The following is a 15,600-nucleotide window of genomic DNA, read 5'->3' on the forward strand; positions in this document are numbered from 1 at the left end:
GTATTTGAATTAGGTAATATGGCTGAAAAACGTAACATCTTCTTAGTAGGTCCTATGGGCGCAGGTAAAAGTACTATTGGTAGGCACTTAGCAGACCAACTACATTTACAATTTGTCGACTCAGATCAGGAAATTGAACGTCGTACCGGTGCAGATATCGCCTGGGTTTTTGATATTGAAGGTGAAGAAGGGTTTCGTCAACGTGAAGAAACTGTTATCACCGACCTTACAGAAAAACAGGGAATCGTGTTAGCGACTGGCGGTGGATCAGTTGTTAGCAAAGAAATCCGCAATAGGTTATCGGCACGTGGGATAGTAGTGTATTTAGAAACACCTATCGAAAAACAAGTGGCTCGTACTCAACGAGACAAGCGTCGCCCTCTTCTTCAAACTGAAGAGCCAGCAAGAGACGTATTAATCCGTTTAGCGGAAGAGCGTAACCCGCTTTACGAAGAAATCGCTGATATTGTCGTTAAAACTGATGAGCAAAGTGCTCGTGTGGTAGCGAACGAGATTATTAGTAAATTAGATTTCTAAGCGTTGTTAGGGAGCTGTGAATGAAAAGCCTTACAGTAAATCTGGCGGAACACAGCTACCCAATTTATATTGAGCAAGGTATTGATAACTTAAATAGCTTGCTCACCCCTCATATCAAGTCTCGTCAAGTCGTCGTCGTTTCCAATGAAACCGTATTGCCGATTTTTAAGACTTCGATCGCGTTATCGCTTGAAAACTATGACGTCCGTTATTTTCAAATGGAAGATGGCGAACAGCATAAAACCTTGTATACCTACGAGCGCATAATGTCGTTTTTGCTAGAGCAACAGGTTAGCCGAGACGTAACTTTAATAGCACTAGGTGGTGGTGTTGTTGGCGATATTACCGGCTTTGTAGCTGCTACCTTTATGCGCGGCGTCGATTTTATACAAATACCAACGACTTTATTGTCCCAAGTTGATTCATCTGTTGGCGGCAAAACTGCAGTAAATCACCCACTTGGTAAAAATATGATAGGGGCCTTTTATCAGCCTAAAGCGGTGATTATAGATGTCGAGTCGCTATCAACTTTGCCCGCAAGAGAACTATCAGCTGGGTTAGCTGAAGTAGTAAAATACGGCATATTAGGTGATAAAGACTTTTTTGAATATCTAGAAGCAAATGCAGCTCAAATAATGTCACTAGATAAGGCTGTGCTGTCATATGTCATTGCAAAATGCTGTCAACTAAAAGCTGACATTGTTAGTCAAGACGAAAAAGAGCAGGGTGTAAGAGCACTATTAAATTTAGGCCATACATTTGGTCATGCCATAGAAGCAGAGCAGGGTTATGGTAACTGGCTTCATGGTGAGGCAGTTGCCGTAGGTATGGTCCAAGCAGCGACGCTTGCAGAAGTACGAGGGTGGTTATCTCAGGATGACGTTACTAGAGTCGTTAACTTGTTAAAGTTGTTTAATTTGCCGGTTGAAGGTCCAGCCAACATGAACCTTGCCTCGTATCTTAAGCATATGAAAAAAGACAAAAAGGTACTATCCCAAACGATCAGATTTATATTGCCCAAATCACTTGGTCAAGCGATACTGGTTTCAGATGTCAGCGAAAAAGAACTACAAAAAATACTGGAATGACGAATAATACATTAGCAAACGGCTTTTATATTCCTCCTTCACGTCTTCAATTTTTGGAAACTGTTCAAGAGCTATTAGCTCAGACGGGAATTGTGGCGATGGAAGGTGCTGTGGGCATAGGTAAAACCACCTTGCTTGAAGAGTTACTGACGTCAGCACTTCCTAACGCGAATAAATGTTATATAACAGCGACTAACTCATTAAATGATATTCAGGTAAGAAGTCGCATTATCGAGCAGCTGTTTGGAAACGTTTTATTTGATCCTGAAAAGCCATTGTTAAACGCCTTTCTAGAATTCTCTGGTGACAGTCAGATACTACTTGCTATTGATAATGGTCATTTTTTATCGGGTCAGCTAGTCGGCGAGCTGTTACAAGTTGTCGCGGAGTTGAAAAAGCGTGGTCTAAACATTTCGGTACTAATCGCATTTGACAAACAAATGTCAAAAACGCTAGCTAGCATTACTTCGGCTATGATAAGTGTATTGGCTATTCCACGCTTCAATGAAAAAGAAAGCTATACCTTATTAAAACAGTCCTTTGAAAATTTACCCTCTGCAGATAGTGCAAAAGTAAAGCGATGGATTGAGAACTCTCAAGGTAATCCTATTCAACTACTTGCTTTTGATACATCAGACAGCTTTAAAGTAGTTAGCCCTTTACAGATGAACTTAAAGCTTTGGGTGTCAAGCTTAGTGCTTGTAAGCTTGCTTCTAGCCATTGGTGTATATGTTTATCGACAATATTTCACACCTTCGCAAACGCTACCTAAGCCTTTATCAGAAAGCACGGTTAAATCTATTCCAGAGCCCATAGTTTCAGACTGGTCCAGCGCTAAAGTTAAGAAACAAGTAAATCAAGCTAAACTAAAAGATGACATCGTTGATAAAGCAACTCGTCAAGATATAGTGTCGGCCTTGCAAGTATCGATGCAACCAGAGACGCCAGTTAAAGAGGCGGTTATCGCGCCTATTGATACAAATATTGCCGAAGATACATCTGATAGCATAGAACATCTAAATCGTGAAAATAATCCGGTAAATGAAGGTTCACAAATTCTTTCTCAAGACTCTGAAGCTGCGATTGATAGTACAGAAAACAAAATTATCGAACCCGAAAATACACCTAAACAATCGTCAGATGTATTGCCTCCGATTGAAGTATTAAAAGTTGCAGGCTATGAAATTAATAATAGTCAAATGATGAGCTTACCTTCATCAAAATACGTGTTGCAGTTAACGGCAGTGAGTCAAGAGTCAACGTTAGAAAGTTATTTAAAAGCCCGAAATTTAGATTCAACTCAGACTCGAATATATAAAATTAGTAGAAATAATTCAGATTGGTTAGTCGTGACTTATGGTGTTTTTGATACCATATCTTCAGCAAGGGAAACAGCAAAGAAGATAGATAATAATGCTTGGGCAAAGTCAGTTGATGCCATACAGCAACAAATAAAGTCATTTAATGAATCCATAAGCCAATAGAGTTATAGATGAAAAAGAAAACGAGAGCCTTTTTAAAGTGGGCCGGTGGAAAATATAGCTTGGTAGAACAAATAAACAGCCGTTTGCCGGAAGGTAAAAAGTTGATTGAGCCGTTTGTTGGCGCTGGTTCAGTATTTTTAAACTCAGATTATGACAACTACTTATTAAACGACGTAAATCCAGATTTAATCACTTTGTATAAGTATGTAAAAGCTAGACCTGTTACATTTGTTAAAGACGCAAAAAAGCTATTCGTTCCTAAAAATAACGATAAAGTCGCGTATTACGGACTTAGAAAAGAGTTTAATGAAACAAACGATCCTTATCTAAGATCTTTGTTATTTCTGTATTTAAATCGCCACGGCTTTAATGGTTTATGTCGTTACAATTTAAAAGGTGGTTTTAACGTCCCATTTGGCGATTATGGCAAACCTTACTTTCCTGAAGACGAAATTTTCGCTTTTTCCGAAAAGGCTAAAAAAGCAAAATTTGTTTGTGAAGACTACAAAAAGACGTTCTCTAGAGCACGCAAGGGCTCAGTAATCTATTGTGATCCTCCATATGCACCTCTGTCTTCCACAGCTAATTTCACTAGTTACGCAACTGGTGGATTTGATGCCAACGAACAAGCTAAGTTAGCTCAGGTTGCGGAAAGAGCTGCATTTAAAAGAAATATACCAGTATTAATAAGTAATCATGATACTGAGTTGACGAGAAAGTTATATGATCAAGGCGATCAAAGTTTTGTAAAGGTAGCAAGAAGCATAAGTCAAAATGGAGCTGGAAGACAAAAAGTCAGTGAGATTTTTGCGTTTTACGCGGCTAAATCAGATTGATTTTAAACGCCATGCCTTTTAACAGATCAAGATAGTACCAGATTTACGATAGTGATGAGTAATAAAACCAGCCCCACGGCCAGTATGACGCCGGCTAATATAAAAGGAAAAGGAGTGTCGGTGGCAAAATCTTTTTTATGTGTCTCAGATTTTTGCACGCCAAAGAAAGCCGCTGCTACGCTTTTAAACGCCTGAATTAAATTCAAATTGAATTACCTTATGCTTTTACTCGGGGTGTTATCAGAGAACTCAGGGTATTTATTGGTCTCTTCACCATACATCAATTCGATTAAATCAAAAAAATGAAACTGTGTTGTATTGCTGTCAGTAATCCAGCCCCACCATGTTGGTTTTTTTACAACTACAGGTGAGCACTCAGTTACTTCTTCTTTTTCAGTCAGGCACGAAATACCGTCAGCATTGACTGATAATCCTATTCCGACGAAAAACAGCGAAGCGGCAACAAATTTTAAGGGTTTAATCATTTGACTGCCTCCCTAAACAAGTTTGAGTAATAAGCATAATGTTAATTTGCTACTTTACATGACTAGTGCGATAAATCACCAACTTTTTGAGGTAAATATGAAAAAAGTTAATTTTTCATATGTGTTATTATGCACAGATAATTTTACGGGATTTGTAAACATATGAAATTGCCTAAACTACAACAACTAAAATATTTAGTTGCACTCCATGATACTGGTCATTTTGGTCAGGCTGCCAAGAAGTGTTTTGTTTCTCAATCTACATTATCAAGTGCAATTCAGGCGTTGGAAGAGCAGTTAGACTCACAACTGGTTGAGCGAGATCATAAAACATTTGTTTTCACTGCGTTAGGCCAAGATGTTGTGCTCAAAGCTCGGAAAATAATTGAATTAAGTTCAGATCTTGTTGCAACGTCTACCTCCAATGGTGATGAGTTTGTAGGTGAGTTACACGTTGGTATTATCCCAACGATTGCCCCGTTTGTGTTATCTGAGCTAATCCGTCACAGTAGTAAAACTTACCCTAACTTAAAACTCTTTTTGCGCGAAGACACATCTGAAAACAGTTTAGCGTTACTTCGTAGTGGGCAACTAGATATGGTGCTGTTAGCAACACCTTACGACACTACGGAATTTGTTGAGCTTACCTTAGCGAGAGACCCATTTTTTAAGGTTTCACATCCCGATAACACGAATGGTCAAATATACTTATTGGAGAGTGAGCATTGCTTATCTGATCACGCCATTTCAGGCTGTCATTTGACCGACAACTCTCATATCCATCCATTTCAAGCAAGTAGCCTAAATTCTCTTTTAGCTATGGTTGAGGGACATAAAGGAGAAACGTACTTACCAAAACTTGCCATAAACTCGGGCGTATTAAATCACTCTGAGTTAGTTTCAGAGCCTTTAGGATATGAAAATGCAGCCAGAAACCTCAGCTTAGTGTGGCGAAAGACCAGTCAACGTCGCGAGTTTTACGTAGCTGTAAGCTCTATGTTTAAAGCAGTGGTCGATAATAAGTTACTGTAAACTGGACTTAAAACTGAACTGAACTGCACTCGAAAATTAAACGTTCTTAGTTAAACCTTAGGGTGGGAAATAAGTCCCACTCAAGGAGAAATTATGAAAAGTTTAATTATTGTATCGCTTTTATTTGCTGGTATTTTCGGTGCTCAGTTTGTTCATTCAAGTGAAGTAACTAATGAAAACAGAGCTGTTCAGTTGCAAGGTATCGATCAAAAAACGCAAGTTGCGGAACAGTCTACAAATTCAAAGCTAGACGTAAATGAAGCAACGGCAGAGCAACTTGTTGCGGTAAAAGGCATAGGGCCATCAAAAGCTGCTGCTATCATTCAATACAGACGTGAAATTGGTGGGTTTAAAACAATTGACGAACTTATAGAAGTGAAAGGTATTGGCCAAAAAGCATTGGCCAAACTTAAACTGGTATTAAAGGTTTAGAGTTCACTATTGCTCTGAAGTACTGAGATTTGCTCATCCGCCCAATTTAGCGCACTTGCGTAAATCTCAGGCACTTGCACACCAACAAGACCTAACGCTTTTTCCGCTTCAGACTCTGACTCCCAATCGCCTCTCTCATAAGCTTTGGCCAGTCTAAGAAATTCAGCTAACTTACCTTCATTATTTATTAGGGCGACCTTGATTTCATTAGCTAAAGGTAACTGTTCCATTACCTTTTCAATTGTTTCATCTAAAATTGCATCAATTAGTGACATCATTCCAGTTAAAAACGCTTTGCCTATATCCTGGCTTTTTTCTGCTAGGGCAAGTTGTTCACAGAATCGCGCTCTGACCATAGACATTTTTAACAGTTCATCAGGCTTTGAGCTGTTTGCCTGTGTAGAAAAAAGAAGAGAGATAAACTTCTTTAGCTCTAAATGACCCAAAGCGATAATAGCTTGCTTAATCGTTGATATTTCACTAACTCTTGAGAATGCAGCGGAGTTTGCGTATCTGAGCAGTTTGTACGAAAGGTTAATATCTCGTTCAAAAACTTGTGTAATTTTAGGGATGTTTACGTCTTCGTTTGATGTCTCGTATAAAAGTTCAGCTAACGTCATTTGTGCCGGAGAAAGGTTTTTTGTTTTTACCATTTCTGGTTTGGAAAAGAAAAAGCCTTGAAAATAAGTGAAGCCGGCTTTTTTGCACCACTCAAACTCTTCCAATGTTTCTACTTTTTCCGCCAGCATTATAATTTCTGGATACGCTTTGAGATCTTCCAGAACTTGTAAAATTTCGTCTTGAGGCATACTGCGAAGATCAATTTTTATCATTTGTATATAAGGATAAAAGTGCTTCCAAACGGGCTTATGCTCATAATCGTCAAGTGCAATGGTGTAGCCTAACTCGTGTAGCTTTTGCACTTCAGCGAGTAACCTTTTACCCGGTTGTATCGTCTCTAACAGCTCAACAACAAGCGAATTGGGAGACATCATGCTAGGGTATTTTTTGACTATAGTTTCGAGGGTGAAATTGATAAAGGCAGGTTTGCCGTCTGTTAAATCTTCCAAACCGAAATTTATTTGTGCTCCCTCAATAATTCTAGAAGTAGCCATGTCACCGTCAACATCTGGGAACACGTTGTCTACGCCATCTCGAAAAAGAAGTTCATAGGCATAAAGGTTTTTGTCAGCATCCAAAATGGGTTGGCGCGCCGCGTAAAAGTACATTAAAAAATCACCGAAATTAGTTTGGTCGTTCAATTATTAGCTTGTGTGATTCTAGACGTAATTCCACAAAAACTCATCTTATTTATTAATAAATTCATGTTGCTAGCGTTTCGTTTTGCTCGTTTTTCTATTTATAGAATATTCTCAAATATATTTTTAATAACTTTTTGATTCCATACTATAATTAGTCGAAGTTACTAGTAAAAGATAAAGATTTTTCGATTTTGTCCGATAACGTCTAAACTAAAATTACTAATGAATAACAATAAATTTTCTACGAAGGTTAGTTTGTTTGTTGTTTTAAACTTTAATTAGATAAAAAACCGAAGGTTTACACTAATGTTGAATTTTTTGAAACCGTCTATCCCTGACGGACACACAACGGTAAGTATACGAGAATTAAACGAACTTAAAGAGAAAGCGCTTGCTTATGACAGTTTCTCTAATAGTAACTCGTTAGAAATTGCCCATAAAATTCATGAAACTGCCAAAAGTGTAAACGAGGTAGCGGAAGAAAAGCTGCATTCAATAGATGCAGGATTTCAAGAAATTACTGCGTTTCTAGATCAGAGTAATGAAATAGAAATCAACTCTTCAAGCTCTCAAGAAAGTGCCAATGAAACCTACCAAATGAGCCAAGAGTCAATTGAACAGTTAGCGAGTTTGGTAAATACCATTAAAAGCTCTGCAACTTTTATTTCAGAATTCACGCAGTTGCTATCGTCATTAGATGAAAACAGTAAAAATATTGACCACCTAGTTGAATCGATTAAAGGTATCGCCGAACAAACAAACTTGTTAGCACTAAACGCCGCCATCGAAGCCGCCCGAGCGGGTGAACATGGGCGTGGTTTTGCGGTCGTTGCAGATGAGGTTCGTTCATTAGCAAATACCGCCAATAGTTCGGCAGACCAAATTCAAACTGAAATGAAAAAAATCATGGATATATCTTCATCCATTATTACTAAACAGTCTGAAGTTGAAAACTTAATGGATACCTCCGTTAGCATTGCAGATGAAACCACATCTCGCCTTAGTGCTTTAGCGGAACTTGCTGAAACCAGCAAGTCATCGGTTGAACAAACTATTACTATGGTGCAGCATCAATTAACGTCCTCACAAGACATACTGAATCATTTAGCGCAAATAAGAGAAGAAACAGAGCAAACCGTTTCTGGCTCGTCGCAAAACTTAGCGTTAAGCGCTCAGTTAATTGAATCGTTAAAAAATAAGTAACAAGAACTTTATTTAATGCCAATTAATTGTTGGCGATGCCGTTTATAAATCTAGTTTATAAGGGAGTCTTTCACTACAAGCACTAATATAAGCCTCGTTGTGGACAGACTCCTCATTACAAAATCGTTCTATCGCGTCGTGAAAAGGTTGTAGAAAAATTGAGTGCAACGAAGTTGTCTCAACCGGCTTAAATCCCCGAGCGATCTTATGCTCACCCTGAGTGCCAGGGTTGAAACGTTTTATTTTGTGCTTTATGCAATACTCTATGCCTTGGTAGTAACACGCTTCAAAGTGCAAATAATCAAACTCCGCCAACGCTCCCCAATAACGCCCATAAAGTGTATCTTCATCAACGAAGTAAAGTGCAGTTGCAACGATTTCGTCTTCTTTAAAACACAGGAGGAGTCTAACTTTTGTTGCTAATGATTTGAATATCTCTTGAAAAAAGGCAAGTGAAAGATAGCCTGAACGACCACGTTTGATATAAGTACTTTGATAACTCAAATAAAATGCATTTAACTCGTCATTAGTAATTTGTTCGCCGCTTTTCCAGCTAAATGAAAAATGACTTTTAACTTTACTTCTCTCTTTTAAAATCATTTTTCGCTTGCGAGCCGTCAATATCGACAAAAAGTCTGTGAAACTTTTAAATTGATTGGATTCGTTTTGCAATAAACACTCGTCAATTGCATCTAACTTCGCGATATTCCTATTATTGAACCAATGGAACTGATGGCCTTTACGGGTAATAAAGTTCTTCGCATCGTTAATTTCTTTTTCTGCGAATAATAAGTGAACACCGGAATATTGATTTGACTCAGCGTATTGGAAAGCAATGCTTAAAGCCTCATTCATACTTAGCGTTAAGTTGCCAACAAGTTTGCGACAAGGAACAGGAGAAAAGGGGATGCCAATAGTATATTTGGGATAGTAATGAATGCCATTTCGATGAAAAGCATCTGCCCATGCCCAATCAAACACGTATTCACCATAGGAGTCAGTCTTTTGATAGCCGATTAGTAAACCATATTTATCGTCGCTGTCTTCGCACAATAGATACTCTGGAATCCATCCTGTACCTTGACCGATGCTACCACTATTTTCTAATGCAGCTAAAAATTCAAAAGAGTGGAAAGGACAGTTCACATTAGCGAATAAAATACGCTTTTGATTTGCAGTTAAATCGTTGATTGAAGACAAGACACGCCAGGAATTAGGCAATATTAAATTTTCATTAGCTTTAACTTCGCGCACAAATTGCCTCAATGTCATGTTATTCGTAGTTTAGTTGATGGAAATAGATATTGATTAGGGTATTATTAACGCCTAATTTTATATAATCTGTACATTAAATTTTTAAACCCACCATCTAGAGTAGACTTTAAAATATGCAATTAGAAGTAACAAGAGCTAAAGCCTTTGCCGGATTTACATGGGTAAAACAGGCTTGGAAAATTTTTACTCTAAAACCAGCGGTTTTTATGGCAATGAGCGCCATTATAATAGTTATTTCAATTCTTCCCGCATTTATTCCATATGCGAATTTTATCGTGTTGTTCTTAATGCCTTTTATATCATTAGGCTTTTATCAAGTAACATCAAATGTAGAACATAACGAGCCAACAGATGTACCAGATATCTTTCAGTATTTAGGACAGATTCCTAAATATGCCGTGTTGTTAAGAATCGCAGCGGTAACCTTGATATTATCTATACCAATTACCATGGTAGCGAGCGATATGCAGTTGTTATTCGCCGAGCAAAAGTTACCGTCATTTTCTGATGTATTGTTATTGGCCATATTATTTTTCGTGAACGCAATGATAACGGCGTTTGCTGCCCCCACTGCATGGGTTGCGCCTGAAACACCTTTGTCGACAATTCTAAAAAATAGTTTTAAAGCCTGTTGGATAAATGCAATGCCATTAACAGTATTTGGTTTAATAGTGTTGTTAATTGTAATGGTGAGTATGCCGTTAATTATTTTTGGTTGGTTAATCGCATATGCAATCACAACAGTTGCATTTTTACAGGCCTTTTTGGATATTTATCAACCGGTGAAACCTGCGACTGATGATGCGTTTGTTGAAAGTACAGTCTCATCAAATCGAGATAGTGACATAGAACAATAAATGAGTTTTAAACAACCGGTACAATACGATCCGATTACAGATCCTAAAAAGCTCTACAACAGGGCCCTTTACTGGTTGTCGAAAAGAGATTATTCAATTGCAGACTTTTCAAAAAAGCTAGATAAAGTCTGTCTAATTCAAGAAATGAAAGATGATTTAATCGTTCGTTTAATTGAAAATGACTGGTTAAGTGAAAAACGTTATACAGCCGCATTTGTTAGAAGCAAAATATCCGCTGGATTAGGTGCGTTTAGAATTATTAATGACTTGAAGCAGCATGGAATAAAGGACACCGATGCTAAAGCTTGTATTGAAGAGCAGTCTGTAGACTGGTTTGAGCAAGCTAAAGCAACGTATATGAGAAAGTATGGTGAAACCACCATTGAAGAATATAAAGAACGAGCGAAACGTTTTCGATATATGCAATATCGAGGTTTTTCGATTGATCAAATTAATTATGCAATGTCGCCAAACGAAGATTGAGCGACTAATACAACTTTTTAGGTAACGCACATGTACAATACAACTGCCAGTTTAAGAACTGCCTTTTTAGATTTTTTTGCCTCTAAGCAACACCAAGTGGTGGCTTCAAGTTCATTAGTGCCAGGTAACGATCCAACACTATTATTTACTAATGCTGGGATGGTGCCATTTAAAGATGTTTTTTTAGGTGCGGAACAGCGACCATATACTCGAGCTACTAGTTCTCAGCGTTGTGTTAGAGCTGGTGGTAAGCACAATGATTTAGAAAACGTCGGTTATACCGCCCGCCACCATACTTTCTTTGAGATGCTAGGCAATTTTAGTTTTGGTGACTATTTTAAACTTGATGCAATTCAATACGCGTGGGAGTTTTTAACTCAAGTACTTGGTCTACCAGAAGAAAAACTATTAGTAACTGTTTATGAAACTGATGATGAAGCGTTTGATATTTGGAACAAAAAAATAGGCGTTCCAGCTGAAAAAATAATCCGCATTGGTGATAAATCTGCAGATAAAAAATTCGAGTCAGACAACTTTTGGTCTATGGGTGATACAGGTCCTTGTGGGCCATGTTCTGAAATATTCTATGATCACGGTGAGCATATTTGGGGAGGGCCTCCAGGATCTCCAGAAGAGGATGGTGACCGTTTTATCGAAATTTGGAATATTGTATTCATGCAATTTAACCGATCAGCTGATGGTGAAATGGCTAAATTGCCGAAGCCATCTGTGGATACGGGGATGGGTATTGAACGAATTGCAGCAATATTACAAGGCGTTCACTCAAACTATGAAATTGATATTTTCCAAAATCTAATCAAAGCGACAGCCACGTTGTTAAACGTACAAGATTTAGAAAATAAGTCCTTGAGAGTTATTGCCGACCACATTCGTTCATGTTCGTTTCTAATCGTGGATGGAGTCATGCCTTCGAATGAAGGCCGTGGATATGTTCTACGCCGAATTATTCGAAGAGCGGTAAGACACGGACATCAATTAGGAGCAAAAGGACTGTTTTTCAATAAACTAGTATCTACGCTTGTTGAGCAAATGGGTGAAGCCTATCCTGAGCTTGCTCAAAAACAAGCGGTAGTAGAAAAAATGTTGAGAATTGAAGAAGAGCAGTTTGCAAAAACCTTAGAGCGCGGTTTAGCGATGTTAGAGTCGCAGTTATCGACTCTTGAAGGTAGCGAAATTCCAGGTTCGGTAGTATTCAGTCTTTATGATACTTATGGCTTCCCTGCCGATTTGACAGCAGACATTGCGAGAGAAAAAGAGCTAACAATTGATGAGTCGGGTTTTGAAGCTCACATGTTAGAGCAACGTAAAAAATCACAAGCCGCTTCATCATTTAAAGCTGACTACAATAACCAATTAACATCACAACAACAGAGTGAGTTTACTGGTTACGACAACGAAGAATTTGCCGGCAAAGTCGTTGAACTGTTTGCAAACGGTGCTTCTGTCGATGAACTTTCTGATGGTCATCAAGGCATAGTAATATTGGACAGCACTCCTTTTTATGCTGAGTCTGGTGGTCAGTCTGGTGACAAGGGCGAAATTCAAGTTGCGGGCGGTACTTTTGTTGTTGCTGATACGCAAAAATTAGGTAACGCAGTCGCTCACTACGGCACTGCAAATGGCAACATTAAATTAGGCGACGACGTTAGCAGTAAAATTGATTCGGCACGTCGAAATGCAATAAAGAAAAATCACTCTGCAACGCATCTGATACATGCGGCGTTAAGAAATGTATTAGGAGAGCATGTTGGACAGAAAGGTTCATTAGTTGAAGCGGATAAGTTTCGCTTTGATTTTTCCCATTACGAAGGCGTAACAGCGGAACAGCTTAGAGAAGTGGAGTTACAAGTAAACCTACAAATACAACGCAATTTACCACTTAACACCGAAGTAATGGCGATTGATGCAGCGAAAGAGAAAGGCGCAATGGCGCTGTTCGGCGAAAAGTATGACGACGAAGTTCGAGTAGTCACAATGGGCGATTATTCTATCGAGCTTTGTGGTGGTACACATGTTAGTCGTACAGGTGATATCGGTTTATTTAAAATAATTAGTGAAGCGGGTATTGCTGCTGGTGTTCGCCGTATCGAGGCCGTGACCGGTTTAGCAGCGATAGAGCATGTACATGATCTTGAGTCTGTAATTGCAAACGCTGCAGCTGCTCTGAAGTCGGAACCAAGTGCGCTGGTCGAAAAAGTTGAGCAGTCAATTTTACGCACTAAAACGTTAGAAAAAGAGCTCCGTGGATTACAAGATAAAATGGCAAGTGCGCAAGGTAGTAACTTGTCTGAGCAAATTAAAGTTGTAAATGGCGTTAATGTTTTGCTTGTTAATTTAGGCGAGGCAGATCCTAAGTCATTGCGCGGTCTAGTCGATGATTTAAAAAATAAAATTGGCTCTGTAGCGTTATTGCTTGCTGCTACATCAAGTGGCAAAGTAAGTTTAATTGCTGGTGTAACCAAAGATCTTGTTGGTAAAGTTAAAGCTGGCGAGCTAGTTAACGTTGCTGCTGCTGAGGTTGGTGGTAAAGGCGGAGGTCGTCCTGATATGGCCCAAGCTGGTGGTTCACAACCAGAAAACGTTGAGCTTGCGATTAAAGCTGCGGATGAGTTTTTATTAAATAAACTTAGCTAGGCATTTGTGCATTGGCACTATTCGTACAAAAATATGGCGGCACATCGGTAGGTTCTATTGAACGTATCAATGCTGTCGCTGATCGAATAATTCATACGGTCCAGCAAGGACATCAAGTTGTGGTTGTTGTATCCGCTATGAGCGGAGAAACAAACCGACTTATCAATCTGGCCGAGCAAGTCGCACCTAACTATGCGAGCTCGGCAAGCCGTGAGCTAGACGTTTTGATGTCTTCAGGTGAGCAGGTTAGCGCATCTCTTTTATCTATTGCTCTCGTTTCGAGAGGCTTTTCAGCAATTTCTCTACTAGCCGATCAAATTGGTATTCGAACTACATCGACGTTTGGTAAGGCTCGCATCGTTTCAATTCAAGCTGATATTTTACGAGAACATATACAGCATGGTCGTATTGTTATAGCGGCTGGTTTTCAAGGACGTGACGAAGAAAACAATATTACAACGTTGGGACGGGGTGGAACGGACACGTCAGCTGTTGCAATAGCTGCAGCAATAAATGCCGATGAATGCCAAATATTTACAGACGTTGAGGGTGTTTACACCACAGATCCAAGACTTGAACCAAATGCAAAATTACTAAAAACAATAGCGTTTGAAGAAATGATTGAGTTGTCGAGTTTAGGCGCAAAAGTATTACAAAAGCGATCGGTTGAATTAGCTGGAAGGTTTAATGTCAAACTAAGAGTTTTGTCTAGTTTCATAGCATTTAACAAAGATACGTCAGATCAAGGCACATTAATTACCTACGAGGAGAGTGAATTGGAAGACTTGTTAATTTCGGGAATTGCAGCAACAAAAGATGAAGCTATGATCTCTTTCTCAAATGTTGGCGTAGATTTCTTTAGTGGTGCAGATGTTTTATCTTTGTTATCCGATAAGTCAATCGAAGTGGATATGATTAATCAGAGCTTGAATGCTAAGCGTGACAACAAAGAAATTGACTTTGCATTTACTGTAGGACTAGACGATTTTAAGGCGACTATGTCCCTTTTACAGCAATATATTGAAAAAAATGAAAATATTTGTTCTGAAAGTATGCAAGGTAGTGAAACTGTTGCTAAGATTTCTGTAGTTGGAATCGGAATGAGAACTCATGCTGGTGTTGCATCAAAAGTATTATCGACATTAGCTAAAGAACATATTCCTGTGTTGTTGATTTCCACCTCTGAGATTAAAATTTCAGTACTGATTGATCAAAGGTATACGGAACTTGGTGTAAGGGCGCTTCATAACGCCTTTGAATTACACATGTAAAATCAATTCAATTGTAAGATGCTTTAACTCTAGGTAGAATAGCAAAGATCAGCCTTGTGCTGGTATGTAGCTTTCACTTTATGAAAGAAACCTAAGTAAGCATATTAAGGAGCTTAGAATGCTTATACTAACTCGTCGTGTTGGTGAAACGTTAATGATCGGTGATGAAGTTACCGTGACTGTCTTAGGAGTGAAAGGCAACCAAGTAAGAATTGGTGTTAATGCCCCTAAAGAGGTAGCGGTTCATCGTGAAGAAATTTATATGCGAATTCAAGCAGAAAAAGGCGGAGCGCCTTCGGAAGCTGAATAAGCAGCAACCGGCCTAGTGCCGGTTTTTTTATGTTTATTTTTTATCTGATAGTTATATCTATAATTTAGTAATGGTTAAATTTGATCCTGTTTAATTTAAATTGGTTAAAATCAACGCAAACAAACGCGATTTTACAAATTTTTGTTTGACTTATATTTGTAGATCATTACTATACACCCCGCATTGATTGGAGAGGTGGCCGAGTGGCTGAAGGCGCTCCCCTGCTAAGGGAGTATAGGGTTTGTAGCCCTATCGGGGGTTCGAATCCCCCCTTCTCCGCCATTCTTTGTGTTTTTATGTATTGCGCGCTCGTAGCTCAGCTGGATAGAGTACCTGGCTACGAACCAGGCGGTCGGAGGTTCGAATCCTCCCGAGCGCGCCATTCATAAA

At 38.9% G+C, this 15,600-nt stretch carries 16 protein-coding genes and 2 tRNA genes; 14 read left to right on the forward strand and 4 right to left on the reverse strand.

Translation table 11 applies throughout. The features are described 5' to 3' along the window. Positions 1–18 precede the first annotated feature (18 nt). From aroK to ACZ1GV_RS01420, 4 genes are read left to right on the forward strand one after another with little or no spacing between them, the layout of a single operon-like run. A complete protein-coding gene (gene aroK, locus ACZ1GV_RS01405) occupies positions 19–537 on the forward strand; it encodes a shikimate kinase AroK (RefSeq protein WP_155696334.1) in 519 nt (172 codons plus the stop codon). Positions 538–557: 20 nt separating this feature from the next. Next, on the forward strand, positions 558–1,625 hold the full coding sequence (gene aroB / locus ACZ1GV_RS01410; RefSeq protein ID WP_472674924.1) for a 3-dehydroquinate synthase: 1,068 nt from the start codon (positions 558–560) through the stop codon (positions 1,623–1,625). Next, positions 1,622–3,109 (forward strand): AAA family ATPase, encoded by a 1,488-nt coding sequence (locus tag ACZ1GV_RS01415; protein WP_472674925.1) that lies wholly within the window; start codon positions 1,622–1,624, stop codon positions 3,107–3,109. Before aroB ends, ACZ1GV_RS01415 begins: the two co-directional genes overlap by 4 nt. An 8-nt stretch (positions 3,110–3,117) precedes the next feature. Next, a complete protein-coding gene (locus ACZ1GV_RS01420) occupies positions 3,118–3,945 on the forward strand; it encodes a Dam family site-specific DNA-(adenine-N6)-methyltransferase (RefSeq protein ID WP_210560327.1) in 828 nt (275 codons plus the stop codon). A 26-nt stretch (positions 3,946–3,971) separates the two neighbouring features. On the opposite strand, the gene ACZ1GV_RS01425 is transcribed toward ACZ1GV_RS01420, so the two are convergent. Then, positions 3,972–4,151: a DUF2970 domain-containing protein gene (locus ACZ1GV_RS01425; RefSeq protein ID WP_210560326.1), complete on the reverse strand. Its 180-nt coding sequence runs from the start codon at positions 4,149–4,151 to the stop codon at positions 3,972–3,974. A gap of 6 nt (positions 4,152–4,157) precedes the next feature. After that, on the reverse strand, positions 4,158–4,430 hold the full coding sequence (locus ACZ1GV_RS01430; protein WP_472674926.1) for a hypothetical protein: 273 nt from the start codon (positions 4,428–4,430) through the stop codon (positions 4,158–4,160). A 162-nt stretch (positions 4,431–4,592) separates the two neighbouring features. Between ACZ1GV_RS01430 and ACZ1GV_RS01435 the strand changes: the two genes are divergently transcribed. Continuing rightward, positions 4,593–5,462: a hydrogen peroxide-inducible genes activator gene (locus ACZ1GV_RS01435; RefSeq protein WP_472674927.1), complete on the forward strand. Its 870-nt coding sequence runs from the start codon at positions 4,593–4,595 to the stop codon at positions 5,460–5,462. A gap of 93 nt (positions 5,463–5,555) precedes the next feature. Further along, positions 5,556–5,894, forward strand: a complete 339-nt coding sequence (locus tag ACZ1GV_RS01440) for a ComEA family DNA-binding protein (RefSeq protein ID WP_472674928.1) — start codon at positions 5,556–5,558, stop codon at positions 5,892–5,894. Here the strand turns inward: ACZ1GV_RS01440 and ACZ1GV_RS01445 are convergent. Beyond that, entirely contained in the window at positions 5,891–7,123 is a 1,233-nt protein-coding gene (locus tag ACZ1GV_RS01445; RefSeq protein ID WP_472674929.1) for an EAL and HDOD domain-containing protein, read from the reverse strand. The genes ACZ1GV_RS01440 and ACZ1GV_RS01445 overlap by 4 nt on opposite strands. A gap of 339 nt (positions 7,124–7,462) precedes the next feature. Here ACZ1GV_RS01445 and ACZ1GV_RS01450 point away from each other — a divergent pair, with 339 nt between their 5' ends. Further along, positions 7,463–8,359, forward strand: coding sequence for a methyl-accepting chemotaxis protein (locus ACZ1GV_RS01450; protein WP_472674930.1), 897 nt, complete (start codon positions 7,463–7,465; stop codon positions 8,357–8,359). A gap of 42 nt (positions 8,360–8,401) precedes the next feature. On the opposite strand, the gene ACZ1GV_RS01455 is transcribed toward ACZ1GV_RS01450, so the two are convergent. Then, a complete protein-coding gene (locus ACZ1GV_RS01455; RefSeq protein WP_472674931.1) occupies positions 8,402–9,613 on the reverse strand; it encodes a GNAT family N-acetyltransferase in 1,212 nt (403 codons plus the stop codon). Positions 9,614–9,747: 134 nt separating this feature from the next. Here ACZ1GV_RS01455 and ACZ1GV_RS01460 point away from each other — a divergent pair, with 134 nt between their 5' ends. The 7 genes from ACZ1GV_RS01460 to ACZ1GV_RS01490 all read left to right on the forward strand — a co-directional run bounded on the left by ACZ1GV_RS01460 (position 9,748) and on the right by ACZ1GV_RS01490 (position 15,592). Next, positions 9,748–10,491 (forward strand): hypothetical protein, encoded by a 744-nt coding sequence (locus ACZ1GV_RS01460; RefSeq protein ID WP_472674932.1) that lies wholly within the window; start codon positions 9,748–9,750, stop codon positions 10,489–10,491. Further along, a complete protein-coding gene (locus ACZ1GV_RS01465) occupies positions 10,492–10,974 on the forward strand; it encodes a regulatory protein RecX (protein WP_472674933.1) in 483 nt (160 codons plus the stop codon). It abuts the gene before it with no gap. Between the two features lie 30 nt (positions 10,975–11,004). Further along, on the forward strand, positions 11,005–13,629 hold the full coding sequence (gene alaS / locus ACZ1GV_RS01470; protein WP_472674934.1) for an alanine--tRNA ligase: 2,625 nt from the start codon (positions 11,005–11,007) through the stop codon (positions 13,627–13,629). An 11-nt stretch (positions 13,630–13,640) separates the two neighbouring features. Further along, positions 13,641–14,900 (forward strand): aspartate kinase, encoded by a 1,260-nt coding sequence (locus tag ACZ1GV_RS01475; RefSeq protein WP_472674935.1) that lies wholly within the window; start codon positions 13,641–13,643, stop codon positions 14,898–14,900. Positions 14,901–15,018: 118 nt separating this feature from the next. Next, positions 15,019–15,210, forward strand: a complete 192-nt coding sequence (gene csrA / locus ACZ1GV_RS01480; protein ID WP_155696319.1) for a carbon storage regulator CsrA — start codon at positions 15,019–15,021, stop codon at positions 15,208–15,210. Positions 15,211–15,399: 189 nt separating this feature from the next. Then, positions 15,400–15,492, forward strand: a tRNA-Ser gene (locus ACZ1GV_RS01485). 23 nt (positions 15,493–15,515) lie between these two features. Further along, positions 15,516–15,592 (forward strand) — tRNA-Arg (locus ACZ1GV_RS01490). Positions 15,593–15,600: the final 8 nt, after the last annotated feature.

It is taken from the genome of Psychrosphaera sp. HA2-10 (assembly GCF_055693745.1).

Bases quoted from the DNA above. Each gene is read 5' to 3' on its own strand.
- aroK (WP_155696334.1), top strand. From the start codon at position 19: ATGGCTGAAAAACGTAACATCTTCTTAGTAGGTCCTATGGGCGCAGGT.
- aroB (WP_472674924.1), top strand. From the start codon at position 558: ATGAAAAGCCTTACAGTAAATCTGGCGGAACACAGCTACCCAATTTAT.
- ACZ1GV_RS01415 (WP_472674925.1), top strand. From the start codon at position 1,622: ATGACGAATAATACATTAGCAAACGGCTTTTATATTCCTCCTTCACGT.
- ACZ1GV_RS01420 (WP_210560327.1), top strand. From the start codon at position 3,118: ATGAAAAAGAAAACGAGAGCCTTTTTAAAGTGGGCCGGTGGAAAATAT.
- ACZ1GV_RS01430 (WP_472674926.1), bottom strand. From the start codon at position 4,430: ATGATTAAACCCTTAAAATTTGTTGCCGCTTCGCTGTTTTTCGTCGGA.
- ACZ1GV_RS01435 (WP_472674927.1), top strand. From the start codon at position 4,593: ATGAAATTGCCTAAACTACAACAACTAAAATATTTAGTTGCACTCCAT.
- ACZ1GV_RS01440 (WP_472674928.1), top strand. From the start codon at position 5,556: ATGAAAAGTTTAATTATTGTATCGCTTTTATTTGCTGGTATTTTCGGT.
- ACZ1GV_RS01445 (WP_472674929.1), bottom strand. From the start codon at position 7,123: ATGTACTTTTACGCGGCGCGCCAACCCATTTTGGATGCTGACAAAAAC.
- ACZ1GV_RS01450 (WP_472674930.1), top strand. From the start codon at position 7,463: ATGTTGAATTTTTTGAAACCGTCTATCCCTGACGGACACACAACGGTA.
- ACZ1GV_RS01460 (WP_472674932.1), top strand. From the start codon at position 9,748: ATGCAATTAGAAGTAACAAGAGCTAAAGCCTTTGCCGGATTTACATGG.
- ACZ1GV_RS01465 (WP_472674933.1), top strand. From the start codon at position 10,492: ATGAGTTTTAAACAACCGGTACAATACGATCCGATTACAGATCCTAAA.
- alaS (WP_472674934.1), top strand. From the start codon at position 11,005: ATGTACAATACAACTGCCAGTTTAAGAACTGCCTTTTTAGATTTTTTT.
- csrA (WP_155696319.1), top strand. From the start codon at position 15,019: ATGCTTATACTAACTCGTCGTGTTGGTGAAACGTTAATGATCGGTGAT.